Origin of the sequence: Mycobacterium sp. UNC410CL29Cvi84 (assembly GCF_000686745.1) — a bacterium.
Taxonomy (GTDB): domain Bacteria; phylum Actinomycetota; class Actinomycetes; order Mycobacteriales; family Mycobacteriaceae; genus Mycobacterium; species Mycobacterium mucogenicum_B.
The window spans coordinates 1-23716 of sequence record NZ_JMLM01000009.1; the positions used below are offsets into that span (position 1 = coordinate 1).

The 23716-nt window shown below is 66.6% G+C and carries 22 protein-coding genes; 11 read left to right on the forward strand and 11 right to left on the reverse strand.

Annotated elements, in window-relative coordinates; all coding sequences use genetic code 11:
• The coding region (locus tag BR47_RS30475; RefSeq protein ID WP_036427332.1) for a response regulator at window positions 1–297 on the reverse strand (297 nt) is incomplete at its 3' end.
• A gap of 221 nt (window positions 298–518) precedes the next feature.
• On the opposite strand from BR47_RS30475, the gene BR47_RS0113505 reads away from it, so the two are divergent.
• The gene (locus BR47_RS0113505) at window positions 519–1286 is read left to right on the forward strand and encodes a DUF2127 domain-containing protein (RefSeq protein WP_020104066.1); all 768 of its coding nucleotides are present in this window, start codon (window positions 519–521) and stop codon (window positions 1284–1286) included.
• A gap of 11 nt (window positions 1287–1297) precedes the next feature.
• Here BR47_RS0113505 and BR47_RS0113510 read toward each other — a convergent pair whose 3' ends face one another.
• Together BR47_RS0113510 and BR47_RS0113515 are read right to left on the reverse strand one after the other, a co-directional pair.
• Window positions 1298–2752 carry an AMP-binding protein gene (locus BR47_RS0113510; RefSeq protein WP_029119831.1) on the reverse strand — a complete coding sequence of 485 codons (1455 nt, stop codon included), beginning with the start codon at window positions 2750–2752 and terminating at the stop codon, window positions 1298–1300.
• Window positions 2753–2859: 107 nt separating this feature from the next.
• Entirely contained in the window at window positions 2860–3876 is a 1017-nt protein-coding gene (locus tag BR47_RS0113515) for a quinone oxidoreductase family protein (RefSeq protein WP_231506706.1), read from the reverse strand.
• 146 nt (window positions 3877–4022) lie between these two features.
• Here BR47_RS0113515 and BR47_RS0113520 point away from each other — a divergent pair, with 146 nt between their 5' ends.
• The 3 genes from BR47_RS0113520 (at window position 4023) to BR47_RS30480 (ending at window position 6496) form a co-directional block, all read left to right on the forward strand.
• On the forward strand, window positions 4023–4538 hold the full coding sequence (locus tag BR47_RS0113520) for a WXG100 family type VII secretion target (protein ID WP_029119833.1): 516 nt from the start codon (window positions 4023–4025) through the stop codon (window positions 4536–4538).
• Window positions 4535–5716: a WXG100 family type VII secretion target gene (locus BR47_RS0113525; protein ID WP_029119834.1), complete on the forward strand. Its 1182-nt coding sequence runs from the start codon at window positions 4535–4537 to the stop codon at window positions 5714–5716. Before BR47_RS0113520 ends, BR47_RS0113525 begins: the two co-directional genes overlap by 4 nt.
• A gap of 138 nt (window positions 5717–5854) precedes the next feature.
• Entirely contained in the window at window positions 5855–6496 is a 642-nt protein-coding gene (locus tag BR47_RS30480; RefSeq protein ID WP_036427295.1) for a nucleoside/nucleotide kinase family protein, read from the forward strand.
• A gap of 9 nt (window positions 6497–6505) precedes the next feature.
• On the opposite strand, the gene BR47_RS0113535 is transcribed toward BR47_RS30480, so the two are convergent.
• A complete protein-coding gene (locus BR47_RS0113535; RefSeq protein ID WP_177127381.1) occupies window positions 6506–7366 on the reverse strand; it encodes an AraC family transcriptional regulator in 861 nt (286 codons plus the stop codon).
• A gap of 75 nt (window positions 7367–7441) precedes the next feature.
• Here BR47_RS0113535 and BR47_RS0113540 point away from each other — a divergent pair, with 75 nt between their 5' ends.
• Window positions 7442–8704: an amidohydrolase family protein gene (locus BR47_RS0113540; protein ID WP_020104059.1), complete on the forward strand. Its 1263-nt coding sequence runs from the start codon at window positions 7442–7444 to the stop codon at window positions 8702–8704.
• A 38-nt stretch (window positions 8705–8742) separates the two neighbouring features.
• Here BR47_RS0113540 and BR47_RS0113545 read toward each other — a convergent pair whose 3' ends face one another.
• From BR47_RS0113545 to BR47_RS0113555, 3 genes are all read right to left on the reverse strand, one after another.
• Window positions 8743–9867, reverse strand: coding sequence for an acyl-CoA dehydrogenase family protein (locus BR47_RS0113545; protein WP_029119836.1), 1125 nt, complete (start codon window positions 9865–9867; stop codon window positions 8743–8745).
• Window positions 9868–11100 (reverse strand): acyl-CoA dehydrogenase family protein, encoded by a 1233-nt coding sequence (locus BR47_RS0113550; protein ID WP_029119837.1) that lies wholly within the window; start codon window positions 11098–11100, stop codon window positions 9868–9870. It lies immediately after the preceding gene.
• 71 nt (window positions 11101–11171) lie between these two features.
• Window positions 11172–11840, reverse strand: coding sequence for a ScbR family autoregulator-binding transcription factor (locus BR47_RS0113555; protein ID WP_020104056.1), 669 nt, complete (start codon window positions 11838–11840; stop codon window positions 11172–11174).
• 185 nt (window positions 11841–12025) lie between these two features.
• Between BR47_RS0113555 and BR47_RS0113560 the strand changes: the two genes are divergently transcribed.
• Complete coding sequence (locus BR47_RS0113560; protein WP_138158445.1) at window positions 12026–12931, forward strand: hypothetical protein; 906 nt, start codon at window positions 12026–12028, stop codon at window positions 12929–12931.
• A gap of 12 nt (window positions 12932–12943) precedes the next feature.
• On the opposite strand, the gene BR47_RS0113565 is transcribed toward BR47_RS0113560, so the two are convergent.
• Genes BR47_RS0113565 through BR47_RS0113575 form a run of 3 tightly spaced genes read right to left on the reverse strand, consistent with a single transcriptional unit; the run spans window position 12944 to window position 17682 of the window.
• The gene (locus BR47_RS0113565; protein ID WP_029119838.1) at window positions 12944–14824 is read right to left on the reverse strand and encodes a putative bifunctional diguanylate cyclase/phosphodiesterase; all 1881 of its coding nucleotides are present in this window, start codon (window positions 14822–14824) and stop codon (window positions 12944–12946) included.
• A 12-nt stretch (window positions 14825–14836) separates the two neighbouring features.
• Entirely contained in the window at window positions 14837–16966 is a 2130-nt protein-coding gene (locus BR47_RS0113570; protein ID WP_029119839.1) for an Rv1355c family protein, read from the reverse strand.
• A complete protein-coding gene (locus BR47_RS0113575) occupies window positions 16966–17682 on the reverse strand; it encodes a hypothetical protein (protein ID WP_020104052.1) in 717 nt (238 codons plus the stop codon). The genes BR47_RS0113570 and BR47_RS0113575 overlap by 1 nt, the downstream gene beginning before the upstream one ends.
• A 380-nt stretch (window positions 17683–18062) precedes the next feature.
• Here BR47_RS0113575 and BR47_RS0113580 point away from each other — a divergent pair, with 380 nt between their 5' ends.
• Window positions 18063–18515: a MaoC family dehydratase gene (locus BR47_RS0113580; RefSeq protein WP_029105825.1), complete on the forward strand. Its 453-nt coding sequence runs from the start codon at window positions 18063–18065 to the stop codon at window positions 18513–18515.
• A 12-nt stretch (window positions 18516–18527) separates the two neighbouring features.
• On the opposite strand, the gene BR47_RS0113585 is transcribed toward BR47_RS0113580, so the two are convergent.
• The gene (locus tag BR47_RS0113585; RefSeq protein ID WP_020104050.1) at window positions 18528–19724 is read right to left on the reverse strand and encodes an acyl-CoA dehydrogenase family protein; all 1197 of its coding nucleotides are present in this window, start codon (window positions 19722–19724) and stop codon (window positions 18528–18530) included.
• A 128-nt stretch (window positions 19725–19852) separates the two neighbouring features.
• On the opposite strand from BR47_RS0113585, the gene fabG reads away from it, so the two are divergent.
• Genes fabG through BR47_RS0113605 form a run of 4 tightly spaced genes read left to right on the forward strand, consistent with a single transcriptional unit; the run spans window position 19853 to window position 23677 of the window.
• A complete protein-coding gene (gene fabG / locus BR47_RS0113590) occupies window positions 19853–20599 on the forward strand; it encodes a 3-oxoacyl-ACP reductase FabG (protein ID WP_029119840.1) in 747 nt (248 codons plus the stop codon).
• Window positions 20600–21820 (forward strand): acetyl-CoA C-acetyltransferase, encoded by a 1221-nt coding sequence (locus BR47_RS0113595; protein WP_029119841.1) that lies wholly within the window; start codon window positions 20600–20602, stop codon window positions 21818–21820. It begins immediately after the preceding gene.
• The gene (locus tag BR47_RS0113600; RefSeq protein WP_029119842.1) at window positions 21817–23010 is read left to right on the forward strand and encodes an acyl-CoA dehydrogenase family protein; all 1194 of its coding nucleotides are present in this window, start codon (window positions 21817–21819) and stop codon (window positions 23008–23010) included. The genes BR47_RS0113595 and BR47_RS0113600 overlap by 4 nt, the downstream gene beginning before the upstream one ends.
• Complete coding sequence (locus BR47_RS0113605) at window positions 22994–23677, forward strand: GntR family transcriptional regulator (protein ID WP_029119843.1); 684 nt, start codon at window positions 22994–22996, stop codon at window positions 23675–23677. Before BR47_RS0113600 ends, BR47_RS0113605 begins: the two co-directional genes overlap by 17 nt.
• Window positions 23678–23716 lie beyond the last annotated feature (39 nt).

Genomic DNA, 23716 nt, shown 5'->3' on the forward strand with positions numbered 1-23716 from the left:
CAATCCGGCGATCCGGTCCTCGACGGTGTCCTTTGCGGTGAGCAGCAGCACGGGCAGTTCGGGGCGGATGCGGTGCAGTTCGTGGAGCACGTCGAGCCCGCTCATGTCGGGCAGCATGATGTCCAGCACCACGATGTCGGGCTTCTCGGCAGCGGCCTTCTTGATGGCCGTCGCACCATCCTGAGCGGCGGTGACCTGCCACCCTTCATACCTCAGCACCATGGACACCAGGTCGCCGAGCGCCGGTTCGTCGTCGACCACGAGGACCTCGATCGGGCTGCCATCGTGGCGGGTCATCGGCGCCGGAGCTGCGTGTCCGGCGGTGTGTGGCCGCCCGGTCGCGGCGTAGGCGTCTGGCGCATATCGCATCGCGACATTGTTGCCAACCGGTTTAGCGACGATCTGTGGTTAGCCTATGGATAGGCTATGAGCACGGAGTTCCCGCTGGTAGGCCCGGGATTTCGGGCGCACCGGTCGAATTCGGGCCGACTGCCGGATGGTGCCACTACGGTACTGACATGGTGGATTTCGCCCTCCGGTCCTGTGGCCTGCGCGGCCATGCAACATTCGCACCGGATGAACCGGACCTGGCCGCCCGCCTGCACGTGCAGACCCCGGTCGGTGAGGCATGGCGCTGCCTGCGGTGCGAGACATTCGTCGTCGGCCCGCCCCGAGGGAAGGGGCCGGCGGAATCGGCACCCGAAGTCCCGCGCGGCCGACTGCTGCGTGACCGAGTGCTGATGCGGGTGCTGGCCGTCGAGCGTGTCTTCCGATTTCTGCTGCTGGCCTTGATGTCCTATGGCGTCTTCCGGGTGCGGGCGGCACGAGTGCATCTGCGGGACATGTTCGAGAAGGACCTGCCTCTGCTGCGGCCGCTGGCCGACCAGATCGGCTGGAACATCGACGGCTCCAAGATCATTCGGCATATCAACGACGCGTTCACCATGTCGGGCACAACCCTGTTGTGGATCGGGATCGGCATCGCGGTGTATGCGTTGATCGAGCTGGTGGAAGCCGTTGGGCTGTGGGGAATGTGGCGCTGGGGAGAGTATTTCGCGGTGGTGGCCACCGGTATCTTCCTGCCGCTGGAGATTTACGAACTGACCGAGAAGGTCACCACGCTGCGGGTGGCGATGTTGCTGGTGAACATCATCGCCGTGCTGTGGTTGTTGTGGAGCAAGCGGCTTTTCGGCCTGAATGGCGGTGGTGCGGCGTACCGGCGGGAACACGAGACCGAGAGCCTGATGAGTGTCGAGCGGGCCGGCCTGGCGACGGCAACGCAGTGAGCCGGCCTGCGCTAACCGGCGAACTGCGCCCGGAGTTGTTCGCGCAGTACCTGTTTCGCGATCTTGCCGTTTGTCGTCAGGGGTAGCGCGTCGACGAACACGACGTGCCGGGGGCGTTTGAAGGCCGCGATGCGTTTCCGCACGTGCGCGGTCAGGGCGTCCGCGTCAGGTCGAGTGCCGGCGGTGGGCACGACGACTGCGCAGATCGCCTCGCCCCAATACGGATCCGGGACCCCCACGACCGCAATCTGATCCACGTCGGGGTGCGATGACAGCACGTCCTCGACTTCCCGCGAGGACACGTTCTCGCCGCCAGTGATGATGATGTCCTTCAGCCGGTCGGACACCACGAGCCGGCCCTCGTCGTCGAGGTATCCGACGTCGCCGGTGGGTAACCAGCCATCGGCGGTCGTGGGTGTGTCGGGCCAGTACCGGACCGCCACTTGGTCTCCGCGAACCAGGATCTCGCCGTTCGCCGCGATCCGGATCTGTACGTCGGCATGGGGACGGCCGGCGGTGGTGAGCACGGCGGTATCACCGGCGGCGCCCGCGCGGTGGTCCTCGGGGCCGAGAAACGTGACGTTGCCACCGGTTTCGGTCATGCCATAGCCCTGGTGGAATCCCACGTCGAGACGGTCGAGGGCACGCCGCAGCAGGTCGGCCGGGATGGCGGACGAACCATAGGCGATGTCCCGCAATGACGGCAGCTCGATGCCGGTCTGGTCGAGATGGGCCAACAGGCTGTGCAGCATGGTCGGGGCCAACGAACACGAGGTCACCCGGTACCGGTTCACCGTGGCCGCGAAAGCGTCGGGCCGGAATGCCGCCACCGGCAGCACCGTCGACTGTGCGCCGTGGTGCACCAGCATGTTGTACCCGGCGATGTGGCACATGGGAAACGGCAGCAGATAGACGCCGCCGGGACGGACCGACCTGCCGGCGATGCTGCCCCGGACCGCTGCGGTGATCGAACGATGCGTGTGGACAACACCTTTCGGTGTTCCCGTCGACCCACTGGTGAAGAGCAGCCAGACCGGGTCGTCCGGGTCGGGTTCGTCGGGCACGGAACGTTGCGTCGATTGCGTTGCCGCAGCCCATTGTTCGTTGTCGAACGAGATCGCATCGGGGCGGCCCAGAGACTCCAGATACCGGCCGTCACCGAGGACCAGGGTGGGAGCCGCGGTCGCGAGTTGCGCGACATGCTCGTCGGCGCTGAGCCGCTGGTTGATCAGGACGAGGATGCATCCGGCGCGCGGCACCGCGTAGTAGAGCGTGGCGTAGTCCGGGCCGTTGTCGGCGATCACTGCGACGCGGTCGCCGCGGGTGGTTCGGGATGCGATCCAGCCGGCGACTGCCGCGATCGACCGGTCGAATTGCGCGAACGTCGTGACGGTGCCGTCTTCGGCGATGATGGCAGGACGATCGGGTGCGGCGGCAGCGGCGTCGGACACCAGGTGATGGAGCATTTCACCGTGCCCCACAACGCCTCCCGTACCTCGGCCTGAACGTCCGCATCACGCTACCAGCCCCGCGGTCGGATACATCTCCGTCCCAAGGGCTTTGGCCCGAGAGCTCAGTCGGTGTGCACGGCGAGGATGACCTTCCCGCGAACGTGACCGGCCTCGACGAGGCGGTGCGCGTCAGCCACCCTGGACAGCGGCAGCACCTCGGTCTCGGGCGGCCGGATCGCGCCCTTGGCGCAGAGTGCAGCCAACTCCATCAGGTGCTGCGGCTGGCGCTGGATCGCGATCATGTTGGAGACGATCCGCACCCCGCGCTCGGCAGCGCGGGCCACCCGCTCCTCGTCGGCACGCGAGATGAGCGTCTCGATCTCGACGTAGCGGCCGCCGGGTGCCACCAGTTCCTCGGCGTGCGGCAGCAGCGTGTCCAGACCCACGGCGTCGAGCACCTGATCGACACCCGACGGAGCCCAGGCACGCAGCTGTGTCACGACGTCGCCGCCCCGGTAGTCGATGGCCAGGTCGGCGCCGAGTGCGGAGACGTAATCGAAGTTCTTCGGGCTGCAGGTCACCGCGACCCGTGCACCCAGCGCGTGAGCGATCTGGATCGCGATGCTGCCGACACCGCCGGCACCGCCGTTGATCAACACGGTCTGGCCGTTCTGCAGCTCGCCGGCGTCGACCATGCCGCCGTAGGCGGTGCTACCCGCCACTGGCAGACCGGCGGCGTCGACGTAGCCCCAGCCATCGGGCAACGGCGCGAGCAGTTCGGAAGAGGCGAGGCAGTATTCGGCGTACGTGCCGTCTTCACCGCTGCGCTGGTTGGACATCCCGAAAACCTGATCACCCACCTGCCAGCGCGTCACGCCCGGCCCGACGGCAGCGATGACGCCGGCCAGGTCGAAGCCCAGCACGAACGGGAAGTGGTAGTCGATGTACGCGGAGAGCTTGCCCTCGCGGGTTTTCCAATCCGCCGGGTTGACGCTGGAGCAGGCGATCTCCACCAGCACCTCGTCGGCTCCGGGCACCGGGGTGGGCAGCTCGGCGGCATGCAGGACATCGGGGCCGCCGAACTCGGTGAGCACCATCGCCCGCATGGTGTCCGGCGGAGGAGCGATATGGGAGGTCATCATTCGGTCTTAGTCGGCCCGCGCGGTCCGCGGAAGGCGGGTTCCCACTCGGTGACACCCTTGCAGCGAGGGATTCGATTTTCGTGACCGGTGGCCTGCGGCCTGTGGGGGACAATGAAAGGACCGATTGGAACGGGGGATGGTCCATGCCGTACACGGTGTCGCAGGTGCTCAATTCCGATCCGGAATCCCTGCTGACGGCATCCCTCGATGCGCGCGCCGCGGCCCAGCGTGTCGACGCTCAGATCGACCGGGCACGAACGCAATTCGCCCACCTTGCCGAGGGCTGGACCGGCACTGCCGCCGATGCCGCGCAGAAGCAGGGCCGCGAATCACTCGACGAGCAGACCGCATATCGGAACCACCTCGATGCGGTGGCGGGGCCGTTGGCGACTGGTGGTGCGCTGCTCGCGGAGCTCCGCGCGGGCCTGAAGAAGGCAGTCGACGCCGCTGAGGCACAGTGGGACGTCGCCGACGACGGTGGCGTCACACCCGGTTTCTGGCTCCGCTGGTATGCGCGGGTTTCGCCGGTCCAGGCGCTGCAGATCGCAGCCAAGCGGATCGAGGTCGAGAACGCGATCAAACTACTGCTCGCGAAATTCGAGGCGGCCGACCGGGACACCGGCTATCAGATCCGCAAGGTCGGTTGGGAACTGGCATGACCGCGCCGCTGACCGTCGTCGTGGCCTCGTTGCGCGACACCGCGGCCCGGTTGGCGGGTCTGGCCGACGGCCTGTGCGACGACGATGGTGGCCCCGCGCTCTCGGCCGCCGCGGATCCGGTGGCCGCACTCGACAGCGGCCAGGCGTGCCGGGAGGTGGGTGATGCGTTTGTCCGCCGTGCGCAGGTGCTCGGACAGGGCATGTCCGTGTTCGCGGGGAAGCTCGAATCGGCCGCGTTCCTTTACGAGCACGGCGATCGCGCGGCCGCCGAACGTATTGCGTTCGATGTGCCGGAGGCGAAAGACACCCGAATCGGCGACGATCCCGGGGAGCCGGGATACGACCCCGTCAACAAGTACGAGGACGCGCTGCGCGACGCGGGTCTGCTGAGCGGAACGAGCGAGGGGTATCACCGGGAGTGGCTGCAGAATGCGGCGAAAAAGGGTGTGCCACCCCAGGTCATCGTCGACATCGCGCGGCAGCAGCACATCACGACGGCGAGTTTCGACATCCTCACGGGCATGGAGCGCGTCGTCGACAACAACCGGACCAGCAGCGATCCCAGCGACGACAACACCTACTTCCTTTTGCCTGCCGGGACCAGTGCCGGCGACGCCCGCCGGGCCGCGCTGATGACGTACATCCTTAATGCGGGCACCGGCTACACGAAGGGAAACCCGAACACCGACTTCGCCGAGACGCCCTACACCGCGAACGAGGTGCAGCGCATCGTCGACCGGCAGGCTTCGAATTCCTGGAGTTACGAACAGGTTCCGCGACTGGCGGGCAACGGCGGACGGTTCGCCACCACGCCCAACGGCATGCTGATGGGACTGGGCGGCGGGTTCATCCAGAACCAGCTGAGCCAACAGGCCGGGTCGACCTACGGTGACGTGTTCCTGATCAACATCGCCCACCCGACCGATGCGGGCGACCAACTCCGCAAGATCATCGGGTCGGGGCAGATGTGGTACGACGGGCCCCGCGGTGCACGCCAACAGGACGTGGACATCGATCGTGTCCTGCATCACGAAGAGCGGCACTCGGCACAGTGGGCCGCGTTGGGACGTGTCGAATTCGTCAAGCAGTACGCGATCAGCCTGGGCGCCGAAAGGCTCACCGGCCGTCGAAATCCGTTCGAGACCAACGCCGGCGCTTCCGATGGCGGCTATTCGTGATTCGTCGAACCCTGTGCCTGGGTGCGGCTTTGGTGACGTTGACGGCGTGCGCGCCTGAGCCGCAGCGCCGGTGACACCTTCGACGTCGGGTGCGTCACGTCTTCGACTTGGACGCGCTGAGCGGCTAGTGTCCGCGCCATGGCCCGGTTGACCGACGATGTCGCCCGACTGCTCGAGGAGCGGTCGGGCAGGGTGATCGTCGGTCTGACCGGACCGCCCGGTGTCGGCAAGTCGACGGCAGCCGAGCGCCTCGTCGATGAATTTACTTCCACTCAGCGCGATTTCGCCGCCCTGGTGCCCATGGATGGGTTTCATCTCGCCAACCGGCAGCTGGTGCGGCTGGGCCGCAAAGGACGCAAGGGTGCCCCCGACACCTTCGATGCCGCCGGCTTCGTGGTGTCCCTGGCCCGGGTGCGGGACGCTTATCAGACTGCTGATGTCTATGTGCCGCAGTTCGATCGGGCGCTCGAGGAGTCTGTCGCAGCTGGTTTGGTCGTGCCGGCGGCGGCCCGGCTCGTGGTCACCGAGGGTAACTACCTGGCGTTGCCGTCCCACGGTTTCTCCGGTGCGCGGGAGCTGATCGATCGGCTCTACTACCTCAGGGGCGCTGACGACGTGCGGCGCCGGCGTCTGCTCGCGCGTCACATTGCCGGTGGGCGGAGTCTGATCGCCGCCGAGCATTGGGTTCGTGCGGTCGACGAGCCGAACGCGCAGTTGATCGCCGAGACCGAGGAGCGATGTGATCGCACCTGGGAGATGGATGACGGCGACCGGTCGTGATCGCGGCCTTTACCGGGGCTCGTGCGGCGAGCGCGCCGTCTCGGCAGTCTGGCGGCGGTACGCCGACGGTGATTGCCCGCTGAACTGGGTGAAGCAGCGGGTGAACGCGCTGAGGCTCTCGAAACCGACCGCGGTGGCGGTGGCTTGCACCGATTGTCCCGGCTCGGTGAGCAACGCCATCGCCCGGAGCATCCGGGCATTGAGAAGATAAGTCCGCCAAGACAATCCGATGTTCTCCTGGAACAGCCGCCGCAGCGTCCGCTCAGATACCGAGACTGCGCGACTCACCTGTTCGGCCGTCGCCGAAGCCAGATGCGCTTTGGTGTGGGCCATTGCCGCGGCAACGATCGGGTGCTCGGACGTGGGCAGGCTCAGCGGCGCTTCGTGGTCCAGCGCTTCGGCCACGAGATGTGCCAGGGTGCGAAAGAACCCGTCCGAGACGGCGTCACCCCGCGGCCGGTCGATGGGCCACCGCAACGCGTAGATCATCATCTCCCGGATCAGCGGGGAAACGGCGATGATGCGGGCCCGATCCGACCGGTCCGAGATGAGCCCGGGATCGAACATCACGGCAACGGTCTTGACGTCCGGATTCATCACTGCCTGATGGGGTAGACCCGCCGGAATCCAGGCGGCCTGTTGTGGCGGTAGCAGATAGTGGGCGACATCGGTTTCCACCTCGACCAGACCGTGCAGTGCGTATTCGATCTGGTGCACCTCATGTGAGTGCCAGCCGGTGATCAGCGCGTCGCCCTCGTAGAGATAGCTGCCGCCGAGGGCGCCGCCGCCGCGACGCAGCTCGATCACCGGCCGCTCGGGCATCTTGGCCGTTTGGGATAAACCTCTGTCCGAAAGTGCAGAGACGGTCACGCCTCTAGACGGTACTACTGAGTGTGCAGTCGCGGACGTGAGGATGCCGCGCACGTGAGGAGCAATTGGAGTCCCGTGAATACCGACGACCTGATCCTGGTGAGCATAGATGACCACGTCGTGGAGCCGCCCGACATGTTCGTCAACCACGTTCCGGACAAGTACAAGCCCGAGGCGCCGATCGTCGTCACCGACGCCAACGGCGTCGACCAGTGGATGTATCAGGGCCGCCCCCAAGGCGTGAGCGGGCTCAACGCCGTGGTCTCCTGGCCGGCCGAGGAGTGGGGACGCGATCCCGCCGGCTTCGCCGAAATGCGTCCCGGTGTCTACGACGTGCATGAGCGGGTGCGGGACATGAACCGCAACGGCATCCTGGCCTCGATGTGCTTCCCGACCTTCACGGGTTTCTCCGCCCGGCACCTGAACATGCACCGCGAAGAGGCCACCCTGGTGATGGTCTCGGCCTACAACGACTGGCACATCGACGAATGGGCCGGCGCGTACCCGGACCGGTTCATCCCGATCGCGATTCTGCCGACGTGGAACCCCGAGGCGATGTGCCGTGAGATCCGCCGGGTGGCCGCGAAGGGCTGCCGGGCGGTGACCATGCCCGAGTTGCCGCACCTGGAAGGCCTGCCCAGCTACTTCGACGAGAACTACTGGGGCCCGGTGTTCCGGACCCTCTCCGAAGAGAACGTCGTGATGTGTCTGCACATCGGCACCGGCTTCGGCGCGATCTCGATGGCCAAGGACGCCCCGATCGACAACCTGATCATCCTGGCCACGCAGGTGTCGGCGATGTGCGCCCAGGACTTGTTGTGGGGCCCGGCGATGCGCAACTATCCGGACCTGAAATTCGCGTTCTCCGAAGGCGGTATCGGCTGGATTCCGTTCTATCTGGATCGCAGCGACCGGCATTACACCAATCAGAAGTGGCTGCGCCGCGACTTCGGGGACAAGCTGCCCAGTGACGTCTTCCGTGAGCATTCGCTGGCCTGCTACGTCACCGACAAGACTTCGCTGAAGTTGCGCCACGAAATCGGCATCGACATCATCGCCTGGGAGTGCGACTACCCGCACTCGGACTGCTTCTGGCCCGACGCGCCCGAGCAGGTCCTGGCCGAACTCAACGCGGCCGGCGCCTCGGACTCCGACATCAACAAGATCACCTGGGAGAACTCCTGCCGGTTCTTCGGCTGGGATCCGTTCAAGTTGACCCCGAAGGCACAGGCGACGGCAGGTGCCCTGCGCGCCAAGGCCGCCGACGTCGACACGTCGATCCGGCCGCGGGCGGAGTGGGCAAAGTTGTACGCGCAGAAGCAGATGACCCTGACCTGATCCGGCCCGGCCGGATCAGGTGAGGGCGCGCGCCGAACTCAGCGGCGGGTCAGTTCTGCATAACGGGTCACGTGGTGGTCGGTGGAGCCGTACTCGTACTGAACGGCGGTGAGCCGCTTGAAGTAATGGCCGATGGCGAGTTCCTCGGTCATACCCATGCCGCCGTGCAGCTGTACGGCGTTCTGGCCGATGAACCGCGCGGCGCGGCCGACGGTGGCCTTGGCCGCGGAAACCGCGCGTGCCCGGGTGTGCGCGTCGGCTTCCAGGTTGAGCACGGCCAGGTAGACCGCCGACACGGACTGTTCGAGCTCCATGTGCATGTCCACCATGCGATGCTGCAGGGCCTGGAAGCTGCCGATCGGCTGGCCGAACTGCTGGCGCTGCTTGGCGTATTCGACGGTGTCGGCCAACACCTTCCGCATGTTGCCGACGGCTTCGGCGCACACGGCGGCGGCGCCCTCGTCGCGGGCCTGGGCGATCGACGGCCAGGCCTCGCCTTCAGCGCCCAGGAGCGCGTCGCCCGGCAGCCGGACTTCGCGCAGCTCCAGGTCGGCGGCCCGACGGTCGTCGACGGTGCGGTAGCTGTGCATCACCAGCCCCTCGCGGGGCTCGGAGATGTCGACCAGGAACAGCGAGACGCCGTTGTCGGTCCGCGCGGTGACGAGCAGGTGGGTGGCCAACGGCGCATTCACCACCATGATCTTGTCGCCGCTGAGTACCCAGGCGTCGCCCTCTCGGGAGGCGGTGGTCTGGACGTCCTGCCACCGGTCGCCGCTGTGGGCCTCGGCCGCGGCGAGCGCGACAACGGCTGTGCCGGAAGCGATTTCCGCCAAGATGGGGCCGGCAACCGGGCTACCGGATCGCAGCAACAGACCGGCGGCGACCACCGCGGTGTCCACGTACGGTTCGATGACCAGGGCGTGACCCAGCGCTTCGGCGATCAGCATGACCTCGACGGGTCCGCCGCCGATGCCGCCGACGTCCTCCGGCAGGGCCGCACCGAGAATGCCGAGTTCCTCGGCGAACGACTGCCAGATGTCGGGCTGCCAGCCGGGGCCGGATTTCGCCGCGGCCCGGCTGGTTTCGAGGTCGTACCGGCCGGACAGGAACTTGGACAGGCCGCCGGCGAGAAGTTCCTGTTCCGCGGAGAAGGTGAAGTCCATTTACAGCCCCAATTCTGCTTTGGCGAGGATGTTGCGCTGAATTTCGTTGCTGCCGGCGTAGATCGACCCGGCACGGTCGTTGAAGTACCGCAGTGGCGCGACCGCCTGCCATGCCTCGCCGCTGACGTAACCGTCTGCGGGAGGGGTGAATTCGGCCACCGGGCCGCCGGGACGGGTGGCGTGTGGCTGGTATGCCCGGCCGCGGGGTCCGGCGGCCTCCATGGCCAGTTCGGTCAGGGTCTGGCTCAGCTCCGTGCCGAGCACCTTCAACATTGACGACGCTGCGCCCGGATGGCCGCCGCCGGCCAGCGCGGCCAGCACGCGGTATTCGAGTATCTCGAGCACTTCGGTACGGATCCGGGCGTCGGCGAGCTTGCGCGAGAACGCGGCATCGTCGAGCAGGCGGCCGCCTTCGGGGCCCGGCGCTTGCGCCGCTGCCGTGGCGATGTCGTCGGCCAGCACCTGCAGCCCCGGGGCGGCGGCGCCGCCGCCGCGCTCGAACTCGAGCAGGTACTTCGCGACGGTCCAGCCGTCGTCGATCTGCCCGATGACGTTGCTCTTGGGCACCCGGACCTCGTCGAAGAACACCTGGTTCTGGACCTCTTCGCCGGACGTCATCACCAGTGGCCGGATCTCGATGCCCGGCGTGCTCATGTCGATCAGCACGAAGGTGATGCCCTGCTGCTTCTTGGCCGTGCGGGTGGTGCGCACCAGCGCGAACATCCAGTTGGCCTCGGTGGCGTGGGTGGTCCAGATCTTGCTGCCGGTACACACCAGGTCATCGCCGTCGGAGACGGCCGCCATGGTCAGGGCGGCCAGGTCGGATCCGGCTTCGGGTTCGGAGTAGCCCTGGCAGAAGAAGACCTCACCGGTCAGGATGCGGGGCAGAAAATAGTCCTTCTGTTCCGTGGTGCCGAACCGGACGATCGCGTGAGCGACCATCCGGATACCCATCGGGGACAGTGCCGGCGCCCCGGCCAGGGTCGACTCCCGGCTGAAGATGTAGTGCTGGGTCAGGCTCCAATCGCAGCCGCCGTATTCGACGGGCCAGGCCGGTGCGGCCCAACCGCGCTCGTGCAGGATGCGCTGCCAGGCGAGGCTCGCGTCGTGATCGCTATAGACGCTCGTCATCAGACGACCGGCTTCTCGGATGTCCGGTGTCAGATTTTCCTGCAGAAATGTGCGTACTTCATCGCGGAATGCCAGATCGCTGGCCGACCAATTGAGGTCCATGCAGACTCCTCTGTCGCTTGGGCTGATGGCAGCCTAGCAACAAAGAAGTGAACTTAGTTAGCGATGTGGAGTCAGGGGGTGGCGGTGTGCTCCACGATGTTCGGCTGTCGCGTGGACGCGGCCACCATGAAGTCGAGGTGGCGGTCGAGCGATTCCGGGGTCACGATCGCCGGCATCAGAACGCGCCATTGCCTGGTGAACCGGTCGCGGAGGTCGTCGCCGTCGGACGCGGCGCTGGACATCAGCTCCGCGCCGAGGATCCAGGCCACCAGTGTGTTGGCGACATCGGCAGGGTCCGCGCCGGGGCGCAGATCGCCGTCCGTTTCGGCGCGTTTGATGTCCGAGGTGAACTGGTCGACGAAGTTCACGTAGCTGTGTCGCGCTGTCGGGTTGAACCCCGCGAACGTGCGCAACAGTTTCGTTCCGGCCTGGGCGGTCCGGTTGGTCGCCAGCAGATCGCTGGTGGTGAAGGTGCCGACGATCAGTGACTTCATCGCGCTGTGCTCCGAGTCCCGGGCAGACTGGAACACGTTGTGCAGCAAGACCATTGCCTCTTCGATGATGACAGTGGCCAGGGCTTCTTTGGAATCGAAGTGGTAGTACAGCGCGCCCTTCGTCAGCTCGGCGCGTTCGATGATGTCAGCCAATCCGGCGGCGGGATAACCGATCTCGTTGATCAAATCGACAGCAGAGTCAATGATCTTGCGTCGGGTCACTTCGGATCGCGGCTGGCGCCCCATTCGTCGATCACCTTCCGTCAGCGCGCGTTCAGTGGCTAGCCCCCCGGATCATCCTAAGGGTGCCATAACGTAGGCCGTTGTTGGTGTCGTTCATTCCGTGAGTATGTAAAGTAGCCGAACGGCGAAAGCGATCCCTGACTGTCGGATTGTTGCAGTTCGCTAACGCTCAACTCAGGGAATTCAGGTTGGATTGGGACGCAGAAGTTGACGTGCTGTGCGTCGGCGCCGGTATCGGTGGCCTGGCGACAGCCATTGCCGCGGTCGACGCCGCCGCAGATGTGATGGTTGCCGGAGCGCTGCCCGCCGATGACGGGCGCTGGCTGCGCGGTGACGATGTGCACTGCGTCACTCTGGGCGCCGTCCTCGATGCTCGCATCGACGAGTTCGGTGTACCGCGCGGGGTTCCCGACGACGCGCCCGAGCCGGACGCCGCTCGACCCGGTGAGGCCGAATCGGCCGAGCCCGAAACCGAGGAGCAGCTCGACGCCACCGCCGTCTACTTCGCCGCGGTGACCGCCGAGGTCGACGTCGACGCGAGCGCACCGCCGGCGAACGGCCGGCCGGTGCCGGCCCGTGCCGTACGCGAGCTGACGGAGTCCGAAACACACGCACGCACCATCGAGACGTTCTTCGGCGCGGGCCTGCTCGACTGGGCCGGGGCGTGTCTGGATTCCGTCACCGGCGCGCTCTACAGCACGGTTCGCGGCTGGTCCGCGGAGACCCTGCGCGACTCGGTGGGCAAGACGCTTCGGCTGGCTTCGCTCGGCGCCATCGAATGGCGCGCCGGTGACGGACCGGACGAACTGTTCGACTGGCTGGCGGTGGCCGCTGCCGAACGCGACATCGCGGTGAGCGCGGACAGCACGCTGCGGGCGCTGCTCTTCGAAGACCGCCGGATCATCGGAGCGGAACTGAACACGCCCGACGGACCGTACTTCGTGCGTGCGCGTCACGGTGTCGTGATCTCGCCCGATTTCACCGGCGGGGGCGGACCGGCGGAGGCTGACGCCCTGCCGGCCGGCGACCTCGAAGTCTGTATCGTGGGCCAGCCCGCCAGCAGGTTCGCCCGCGTGGAACTGGTTGCGCGCTAGCGCTGTTCGGGGTCACATGTCGCTGGTGAACCGGACCGGCACCCGTCCCTTGCGGTACAGCGTCGCCATCTGGTCGCTCGGCAGCGGCCGCGACAGCAGGAACCCCTGCGCCCGGTGGCAGCCGTGGCGCAGCAATGTGGTTGCGGCAGCCTTGGTTTCGACGCCCTCGGCGACGATCTGCAGACCGAACGAGTCGGCCAGCGCGATGATCGCCCGGACGATCGCCAGGTCGCCGGGGTTGGACCCGAGGTCGGTCACGAAGCTGCGATCGATCTTGAGGATGTCGACAGGCAGCGACTTGAGGTGGGACAGCACGCTGTATCCGGTGCCGAAGTCGTCGATCGCCAACCGAACGCCGGTTCTGCGGAGGTCGGCCAATGTGGCGCGGGAGGATTCGCTGTCCTGCACGACGACGTTCTCGGTGATCTCCAGGCACACCGACCCGCGGTCGAGACCGAATTCGTCGAGGATCTCGGCCACCGACTCGGCGAAGCCGTCGGTGACCAGCTGAACCGGGGAGACGTTGACGCGCAACTCGAAATCGTCGCGATCGTCGCTGCCGGGTTTCGAGGCTTGGAAGTCCTCGCGCCAGCGGGCGAATTCGCGGCATGCCGTCCGCAGCACCCACCGGCCCAATTCGCCTGCCAGGTTGATCGATTCGGCGATGCCGATGAATGCGGCAGGTGGGAGCAGCCCGCGGGTGGGGTGGTCCCAGCGTACGAGCGCTTCGGTCGCGAGCAGCTTCCCGGTGCGCATGTCGATTTCCGGGAGATAGTTGAGCAGCAGCGCGCCGTTCTCGATGACGTCCTGCAGGTGCAGCTCGATATCGTTGCGGTAGGCCGTTTCCAGGGACATGGCGGTGGTGAACACCGCAACACGGTCCCCGCCGGCAGACTTCGCGCTCAAGACGGCCTGGTCGGCGCGGCGCAACAGGTCGGAGGAGGTGTCGGAGCCCGGAAGGCCCGAAGCGACGCCGACACTCACTGCCCGCGTGAGCCGTTCACCGTCGATCCACACGCGGCGCCGCAAGGAGTCCTGAAGCTGGTAGGCGAGTGCCTCGGCCTTGTTGGCGGATATCGGGTCTGCCGGGACGACCACGAACTCGTCACCGCCGAGCCGGGCGATCACGGTCTTGCTGTCGACTCCCTCGGTGAGGCGCTGGGCGAAGACGCGGATGAACGAATCGCCGGCGCTGTGCCCGAGGTAGTCATTGATGGCCTTGAGCCGGTCGAGATCGAAGAACAGGGCGGTCACCGGACCGGGCTGTCCCGGCTGCAACCGGGCATCGAGGTGGGCGATGAGGGCGCGCCGGTTGTTCAGGCCGGTCAGGTCATCGTGTTCGGCCAGGTACCGGAGCTGCTCCTCGGCGAGCACCCGAGATTGGGCCTGGGTCAACAGTGATGCGATGGCCTGCAGCGCGTTGATCTCTTCGGTGACCCATTCGCGGTTGCCGTACTTGACGAAGCCGAGCGCCCCGGTGGTGCGTTCGCCGGACACCAAAGGCGTTGCTGCCAGGGATATCTGAGAGACATTGCGGCCGGCCTCGATGCGCCGCTGATAGTCGTCGGTCTCCGGCTCGGGGCGCACGATGAGCGGTTTCTTGCGATGTTCCAATTCCGCGAAGACCGGGTCGGCGTCGGCGAAGTACACCACGCGCAGGGGATCGGGGTCCGGAATCTCCGGCCGCAGTGGCCATTCCGCGACGAGAATCGAGGCACCGATCTCGTGATCATTGCGCCGCAGGAAGCTGACGTCGACCCCGAAGTAGTCGACGAGGATCTCCAGCACGTCCGTGTACACCTGGGTGTAGTTGCTGGAGTCCGCCGCCATCAGCCGCGTCGCTACCTCTGTGACCACGCGATCCAGTGAAGGGGGAGACTCGTCGATGGACATGAGACGATCAGCTTAACCTGCACCGACCTCAAAGGCGGTGCTCCTACGGCTCGGTACCGAAGCCGGTGGCGCATCCGATATTCGGAGCACGAGGACCACCGACTCGTCCTGCCCTTTGCTGGTCAACTCGTTGAATGTGTCCTGTAGTCGGTGGAGTTGGTCGGCGTACTTGCCGGAGAGTTCGCCGAACTCGGTTCCGGTGTGGGCGTAGAGAAACGGCGGCGACATCGGCTGCACGGCCAGTCCGGCGGCCTGCGCCGCCATCCACACGGCGACCACGGCGGCACCGCCACGGGCGAAGTCGCTCAGCGCCGCGCCTTGGATCAGTACGGTGACGACCGCACTGCTGGCACGCAGGCGATCACTCGTGTCGTCCCCGAGCACGGCGCCGGCATCCCATTCGTCGAGTGCCGCAACGACGTCGGTCCGGCGCAGCAGCGGCAGTACGGCCAGATCGCCGGAATCGAGCGCGAGGGAGTGGACATCGATGCCGAAGTCCATGTCGTCGTCGCCGGGCCAGCGCAGCTCCGAGATCATCTCGCGATGCAGGGTAGGGGTGAGGTAGCGGATCCGGTCGGCAGCTGCGAAGACCGTTGCCGCGCGTGCGATCTCACCGTGGTCGACCATGACGTGCACGCGTGCGTCGTATTCCTTTGCCACCTGCGACAACGTCTCGGCCACCTCGGGTGTCAACGGTGCGCCCGTTCCGCGGTGCCGGTTGGTCTCGCGCTCGAAGACCCCGGGGTGCCACCGCGCGAGCTCAGGGGCACCACCCGGCCGCAGTCGGAGGGCGATCCGCAACGGGTATGCGCCGTCGGGCTCGGTATAGCTCACCTCCGTGGCAAAACCGTTGGCGGCGGCAGCAACTCGCGCGTTGAAGGCCGCGGCCCCGACGGCGACCGCACTGCCCCGGAAACCGACGTCCATGGCCGAAGTGCGTGCGGGATCGATGCCGATGACGAGGCTGTCGGCCGTCGCCGCGATGCGCCACGGCTGCGCGTTGCCGCCCGACGGCGCGCGAATCGCGGCGGCAACGGCGGCGTCGATGACCTGGCCGAGCCCGGTCGAGACCGCACCGGCCTCCGGCAGGGGGACATCGGCGGGTCCGGCGACGTGGGTGGGTTCGGCAAGTTCACCGAGCAGACCGCCGATGTCGACCTGGGTGCGACCGGACGCGAGGGGCTCGTTCAGCCCGATGCGGCGGATGGCTTCCAAAACGGTTGCCGCTCCGACGGTTACGTCGCCGACGAGTTGCGGCCAGGCCGACAGGGTGCGGCCCACCTCGAGCAGGGACGCGCCCATCCGCGGCGAAACCCTGGCCGGGTCGAAGACCTGCATCAGGTACGGCAGCTTTTCAGCGATCGGCAGGCCCGCCATGGTGTCGGGGTCGATGTCGCCGAGCAGTCCGTGGAAGACCGGGCGGGTGGGATCGACGTCGAAGCGTTCGACGTCGATCAGGCCGCGGTCGCTGGTGGCCATCAGTACCGGGATGCCGCGGGCCCGGGCGCCGTGGCGGAGGTGCAGTTTCATCTCGAGCGAGTCACACTGCTCGACCAGCACGTCGAGCCCGTCGAGGAACGGCGCGAGGGACTCGGCACTCAGTCCGGCGGTCGAATGCCGGACCAGGAGGTAGGGATCGAGCTCGGCGATCCGGCGCATGGCGGCGGTCGCCTTGTTGAGGCCGATGTCGAAGACCGTTGCGGGTATGCGATTGAGATTGGACACGCCCAGCTCGTCGAAATCGGCCAACCGGAGCTCGCCACAGAATCCCGCCACGGCGAGCGAATGAGCGATGAGGTGGCCCGAGCTGAGTCCGACGATGCCGACGCGCAGGCGGCCCAGCCGGTCCTGTTCGGCACTGGTGGCCAGATGCCGGTTGCGGTCCAGGCGCAGGCGGCGATACGACCGCGGGCCCAGCAGCTTCAGCACCGCCGCACGCCACGGGTAGTAGACCCAGCGGGCGGGTTCGTCGAGAAGGTCGGACGTCGGGGCCGGCCGGAGTTCGGCCAGCGCCGCGAACTGGTCGGCCCAGGTGTCAACGGTGTTGACCGCCGGATCGCGCAGCAGCTCTTCGAGTGCTGCCGCGTCAGCGGAGTTCTGGGGGTCGAGGATCGAGATGTGGTTAGCGTCCAGAGCTGCCATCAACCGGCGACCAGCCTGGTTGATATCGCGTCGATCTCACGCAGCGCCTTCGTAATTTGCTCCGGCTGGGAATGATTGACCATGGTCCTTCGATCCCACCACATCATCTTGGTGCGGTACCGCTCGTCGGGGTACGGCGTGGCCGGAATCGGCGCCACCACGCCGCCCCCGGATTTCCACAATTCCAGGACGTGCTGGGCTGCCGTGGCCATCACGAACTGCACGCCCATGACGCTGGTGGCGTGATAGGCGGTCCGGGCCAGGAGATTGGTGACGGCGTGCTGGCTGGCGCGGCTGTCGGACACCCACGCGGTTTTCATCTCCATGACGCCGAATGGCACGCGGTCGTTGATCATCTTGCGCACCATGGCCAGCCCCGGCCGGCCGGCCCACTCCACCACCGCATGCGAGTCGTCGGCACAGCCGAGTGGGGCTTTGGCGCGCAGGCCGCCGACCATGTTGCCCCGGCGGTCGAGGACCGTCCAGAACAACGCGGTGTCAGCACCATCGCGGATCGCGGCAGCGTCGACGACCGCTTCGACGCCGTGCCGGCGATAACTCTGCGCAGCCGCGTCCACGTAGCGGTGCCAGAGTTCCGGGTCGGTGTCGGGTTGCGACAGCACCACGCTGCAATCGGTATCGGTGTCGGACCAGGCGATGTTTTCGGGAAAACGAATATCGAGGTGGGATTCGTATTCGACATACTCCACCGACATCGTTGCCCCATTCGTTTTCAGCAGTCACTGCAACGTCAGTTGGCAGTCGGTTGCGGTAAACGCATCTCGCGCGGACTGCATTCCTTAATTCAGTATCGGGGTTGTTGGGGTCCCGCGGCCAGCTAGTGGTGAAACGTTGTCTGCCGACCTTCGGCGTGCCGAAGAATTGGTCAAAGCGAGTGTGCTGGTGCGAAGGACCTTGGCAATCCCGGATATCGCTATTTTTGCAGGTTAGCCTAGACGATGCCTAGGGATGGCGAACTTTGAGTGGCTAAGTAGGTGACGTCGGCCCAAAATCTGTGCATTGTGCTGCTCTGACGGACGCGTTAGAAGTAATAGCGGTGCGGCCCGGAAAGCGGACGCGCTCGAGAGGAGCAAGCGTGAAGGTCTTCGACAATCTGTCCGAGTTCGTCGCAGCAGCAGGTAGTCAGCTTGGGCCGACGGAGTGGATGGAGATCACCCAGGATCGGGTGAATCTGTTCGCCGACGCCACCGACGACCACCAGTGGATTCACGTCGATCCTGAGCGCGCCGCCGCGGGCCCGTTCGGCGGCACAATTGCACACGGTTTGCTGACACTTTCACTGCTACCGCATTTCATGCACCAGCTCTATCGCGTCGACAACGTCGCATTGGCCGTCAATTACGGATATAACAAGGTGCGATTCATCACACCGGTCAAGGTCGGAGCAAACGTTCGCGCGGGTGCCGTCATTTCGAAAGTCGACGAGCTGGACGGTGCCGTTCAAGCGACGATGACAGTGACCGTCGAGATCGAGGGATCGGATAAGCCGGCCGCCGTCGTCGAATCGATCGTGCGAATCATCGGATGATTGCTGGCGGCGTCAGCGACCCGACGCCGAGCGCTGCGCCGCCTTCACCAGGCCGCCGCCGATGATCAACCGCTGAATCTCGCTGGTGCCTTCGTACAACCGGAGCAGGCGCACGTCGCGATAGATCCGTTCGACGGGCACGTCGCGCATGTACCCGCTGCCGCCGTGCACCTGCACGGCCAGGTCGGCGACCTTGCCGACCATCTCGGTACAGAACAGCTTCGCGGCCGACGGCGCGATGCGGCGGTCCGCGCCGCTGACCCACAACTGCGCGGCGTCCCGGACCAGGGCCCGGCCGGCCATGACGCCGGTCTGCATGTCCGCCAGCATCGCCTGTACCAGCTGGAATTCGCCGATTGCGGTGCCGCCCTGCGTGGCGGTCGCGGCGTACGTCACCGACTCGTCGAGGGCGCGTTGCGCCGCGCCCACCGAGACGGCTGCGATGTGCACCCGGCCCCGGGCCAATGACGTCAGCGCGGCGCGGTAGCCGATGTCCTCGTTGCCGCCGATGAGGGCATCGGGACCGACCCGCACGTCGTCGAACGTGATGTCGGAGGTCCAGGCCCCTTCCTGGCCCATCTTCGCGTCCTTCGGCCCGACCACGACGCCGGGAGCGTCGGCGGGGACGAGGAACACGGCGATGCCGGGTCCGTCGGCGTCGGCCGGCCGGGTCCGGGCGAACACCACGAACAGGTTCGCGGTGGGCGCGTTGGTGATGAATCGCTTGTGGCCGGTGATGATCCAGTCGTCCCCGTCGGCCACGGCCTTGGTGCGCAGGCCGGCGGGGTTGGAGCCGGCGCCGGACTCGGTCAACGCGAAGGACGCGACGCAGTCGCCGCTGGCGATCGGTTCCAGCCAGCGCTGCTTCTGGGTATCGGTGCCAAACCCGACCAGCACCTGGCCGGCGATGCCGTTGTTGGTGCCGAACATCGACCGCACGGCAAGCGTGGTGTAGCCCAACTCCATCGCCATCTCGACGTCCTGGACGAGGTTCAGTCCCAGACCGCCCCACTCCTGGGGGATGGCATAGCCGAATAGGCCCATGTTCTTCGCCTGATCGCGGATGTCGTCGGGCACCCGGTTCTCGTTCATGATCTCGAGCTCGCGCGGCAGGACCGCGGTGCGGACGAACTGGCGGGTCGCGTCGAGGATGTCGCGGAAATCCTGATCGCTGACTTCTGCGGCGGGGGAACCGGTGGGTTCGGCCATGTGAGGTCTCCTTGCGCAACACGAGGGTGCTTCTGGTTTGATGCAAGAAATATCATATTTTATGTATGAAGCCGGCTGGCGGTGCTGCCGCCCGGACCGGATCAGTCGATCAGGAGGAGTGCACGACCATGCCGCTGCTGGACGGACGTATCGCGGTGATCACCGGCGGTGCCCAGGGAATCGGATACGCGATCGCGGAACGGTTCATCGCCGAAGGCGCCCGCGTCGTGATCGGCGACCTGAATCTCGACGCGACCGAGGCCGCCGTCGCCAAGCTCGGGGGTTCCGACGTGGCCAAGGCCGTGCGCTGCGACGTGACGTCGGCCGCAGACGTGCAGGCACTGATCGACGCCGCGGTCGAGTTCGGCGGCCGGGGAACCATCGACATCATGGTCAACAACGCCGGCATCACGCGCGACGCCACCATGCGCAAGATGACCGAGGAGCAGTTCGACCAGGTCATCGACGTGCACCTGAAAGGCTGTTGGAACGGCACCCGCTTGGCGGCCAACCTCATGCGGGAGGCGAAAAGCGGTGCCATCATCAATATCTCGTCGATCTCGGGCAAGGTCGGCCTGGTCGGCCAGACCAACTACTCGGCGGCCAAGGCGGGCATCGTCGGCCTGACCAAGGCGGCCGCCAAGGAGGTCGCCCACCTCGGCGTGCGGGTCAACGCCGTGCAGCCGGGCCTGATCCGCTCCGCGATGACCGAGGCCATGCCGCAACGGATTTGGGATCAGAAGCTGGCGGAGATTCCGATGGGACGGGCCGCCGAGCCCAGTGAAGTGGCGTCGGTGGTCGCGTTCCTGGCGTCGGACATGTCGTCGTACATGACCGGCTGCGTCCTGGAAATCACCGGGGGACGGCACCTCTAGATGGTCGCGACCAGTCCCGTCATCTGCGCGCCGGTACGTACCCCGATCGGCCGCTACGGCGGCATGTTCAAATCGCTGACCGCGGTCGAACTCGGCGTCGCGGCGCTGCGGGGTTTGTTGCAGCGCACCGGGATTCCGGCAGACGCGGTACAGGATGTCATTCTCGGGCACTGCTACCCGTCCAGTGAAGCCCCGGCGATCGGCCGCGTCGTGGCGCTCGACGCCGGGCTGCCGGTCACCGTTCCGGGCATGCAGGTCGACCGGCGCTGCGGGTCAGGACTGCAGGCCGTCATCCAGGCCTGCATGCAGGTGGCCAGTGGCGCAAACGATCTGGTGATCGCCGGTGGTGCGGAGTCGATGAGCAACGTCGCCTTCCACTCCACCGATATGCGCTGGGGTGGCGCGCGCGGCGGCATCACGGTGCACGACGGGCTGGCGCGCGGCCGGACCACCGCCGGCGGCAAGAATTATCCGGTGCCCGGTGGCATGCTCGAGACCGCGGAGAACCTGCGCAGGCAGTACGCGATCTCCCGGGTGGAGCAGGATGCGCTGGCGGTGCGGTCGCATCAGAAAGCTGTTGCAGCGCAACGCAGTGGGGTGCTGGCCGACGAGATCGTCCCGGTGACCGTCACCACCCGCGCCGGTGACCAGGTGATCGACACCGACGAACATCCACGCGCCGACACCACCGTCGAGGCGCTCGGTGAGCTCAAACCTGTTCTGGGCAAGAGTGATCCGGACGCCACCGTGACGGCGGGAAACTCCAGTGGGCAGAACGACGCGGCGGCGATGTGCGTCGTGACCACCCCGGAGCGCGCGGCCGAACTGGGGCTGCAGCCACTGGTCCGGCTGGCGTCCTGGGGCGTGGCCGGGGTGCCGCCCAACGTCATGGGCATCGGACCGGTGCCGGCCACCGAGATCGCGCTGGCCAAAGCCGGCCTCGCTCTTGCCGATATCGACCTGATCGAACTCAACGAGGCCTTCGCCGCCCAGGCGCTGGCCTGCACCCGGGAATGGAAGTTCACCGACGCGGACTGGGAACGCACGAACGTGCGCGGTTCGGGTATCTCGCTCGGCCATCCCGTCGGCGCTACCGGCGGCCGGATGCTCGCGACCCTGGCCCGCGAACTGCACCTGCGGGATGCGCGCTACGGGCTGGAGACCATGTGCATCGGAGGCGGCCAGGGGTTGGCCGCCGTATTCGAACGGATCGAGTCATGACACGCCTTGCCCAGACCGCCGGACTCACCGAGGTGCAGCGCGAAATCGTCGCCACGGTACGGCAATTCGTCGACCGGGAGATCATTCCGGCAGCACAGGAGCTGGAACACTCGGACTCCTACCCGCAGGCCATCGTCGATCAGATGATGGACATGGGCCTGTTCGGCCTGATGATCCCGCAGGAGTACGGCGGGCTCGGTGAGTCACTGCTGACGTACGCCCTGTGCGTCGAGGAACTCGCCCGGGGCTGGATGAGCATCTCGGGCGTCATCAACACCCACTTCATCGTCGCCTACATGATCCGTCAGCACGGCACCGACGAACAGAAGCAGCGCTACCTGCCCCGGATGGCGACCGGTGAGGTGCGCGGCGCCTTCTCGATGTCCGAGCCGGAGCTGGGGTCCGACGTCGCCGCGATCCGCACCAGGGGCACCCGAGACGCCGACGGCGGCTACACCATCACCGGCCAGAAGATGTGGCTGACCAACGGCGGCAGCTCGACTCTGGTTGCGGCACTGGTGAAAACCGACGAGGGCGCGGACAAGCCGCACCGTAACCTGACCGCGTTCCTGGTCGAGAAACCGACCGGCTTCGGCGAGGTCAAACCCGGCCTCACGATTCCGGGCAAGATCGACAAGCTCGGTTACAAGGGCATCGACACCACCGAGCTCATCTTCGAGGGCTACCGCGCCGGCGCCGACGATGTCCTCGGCGGCAAGCCCGGCGAGGGCTTCTTCCAGATGATGGACGGTATCGAGGTCGGCCGGGTCAACGTGTCCGCGCGGGCCTGCGGTGTCGGCATCCGCGCCTTCGAACTGGCGGTGCGCTACGCCCAACAGCGCGAGACGTTCGGCAAGCCGATCGCCGACCACCAGGCCATCGCCTTCCAACTCGCCGAGATGGCCACCAAAGTCGAAGCGGCACATCTGATGATGGTCAACGCGGCCCGGCTCAAAGACTCGGGCGAGCGCAACGACGTCGCCGCCGGGATGGCGAAATACCTTGCCAGTGAGTTCTGTTCGGAAGTCACCCAGCAGAGCTTCCGGATCCACGGCGGCTACGGCTACTCGAAGGAATACGAGATCGAACGACTGATGAGGGACGCGCCGTTCCTGTTGATCGGCGAGGGCACCAGTGAAATCCAGAAGACCATCATCAGCAAGAACCTGCTCAATGAATACCGCATCTGAACCCCAATTCGCCGCGCCCGCACAGCTTTCCCACGACGTGGCGCGGTACGTCCGCCGCCGCATCTTCAGCGGTGCGTTCCCGGCGGGGGAGTACCTGCGGCTGGACCAGCTGGCCACCGAGCTGGGTGTCAGCGTCACCCCGGTCCGGGAGGCGCTGCTGAACCTTCGGGCCGAAGGGCTGTTGGTGCAGCATCCCCGGCGTGGCTTCATGGTGCTGGAGGTGACGGCCCGCGACGTCGCCGACGTGGCCATGGTGCAGGCGTTCGTCGGTGGGGAACTGGCGGCGCGTGCTGCCGAGAACATCACGGACGCTCAGGTCGCCGAGCTCACGCGCATCCAGGAGGCGCTGGAGCAGGCCTACCAGCACACCGATGTCGACCGCATGGTGCAGCTCAACCACGAGTTCCACCGGCTGATCAACGTCGTCGCCGACTCACCCAAGCTGACCCAATTCATGTCAGGCATAACCCGTTACGCGCCCGAGGCGGTGTTCCCGACGCTGCAGGGGTGGCCGGACCTGTCGATCCGGGACCACCGCCGCGTGATCGCCGCGCTGCAGGCCGGTGACGGCGATGCGGCCCGAACGGCGATGGCTGAACACTTCGAAGTCGGGGTGGCGCCGCTGACGGAGCACCTCTGCGAACGCGGAGTCATCCGCGAGGGCTGAAGCGCGATGAGCCGGTACCACGCAAGGGTACGGTCGGGG